The following is a 511-nucleotide window of genomic DNA, read 5'->3' as shown; positions in this document are numbered from 1 at the left end:
GCCAGGGTTTCCCGGTCGCCGGTGTCCAGGCCGCGCTCGAAGTGCGCCGAGAGCAGCGCCTCCTTCATCGCCGAGCCCTGCCCCTGCTGCTTGGCGAACTGAAGCAGCCGCAGCGCGTTGAACGAATTGGCCGGACGCAGTTTCTCAAAGTCGTAGGACAGCCCCTCACCGGCGGCCTGGTCGGTGACGTGCTCCAGCATGCCCTGCACCTGCTCGGCCGGCATTCCCTTGACCTCGCTGAGGTACTGAAGTTCAGTGCCCGCATAATGCTCGGGCAGGCTCGGGTCCAGCTGGAAGGCGTGCCAGTGCACGTCGACCTGGTCGGCAAAGTCCAGCTGCTGCAGCGCGGACTCGAAGCGGCGCTTGCCGATGAAGCACCACGGCAGGCGATGTCGGACCAGATGTCCACGCGAAGACGTTGTTCACTCATGTCGGTGCCAACCCGGGGCCGGGCGGGCTTATTCCCGGCCGCTGCCCGAGGGGGCGTCCACCGCCTGCGCGGCCGGGGCCT

General features: G+C 67.7%; 2 protein-coding genes. One reads left to right on the top strand and one right to left on the bottom strand.

Annotated features, from left to right (window positions below):
• Window positions 1-335, bottom strand: a 335-nt coding sequence (locus tag JCM19049_RS17365; RefSeq protein WP_279403541.1) for a DsbA family protein, incomplete at its 3' end; no start/stop codon positions are given.
• Here JCM19049_RS17365 and JCM19049_RS17360 point away from each other — a divergent pair.
• Window positions 306-511: hypothetical protein (locus tag JCM19049_RS17360; RefSeq protein WP_279403540.1), on the top strand; the 206-nt coding region annotated here is incomplete at its 3' end. The genes JCM19049_RS17365 and JCM19049_RS17360 overlap by 30 nt on opposite strands.

This window comes from Arthrobacter sp. JCM 19049, from assembly GCF_001310435.1.
Note: the sequence above shows the minus strand (reverse complement) of the source record. Positions and strands in the feature narration are given on the sequence as shown.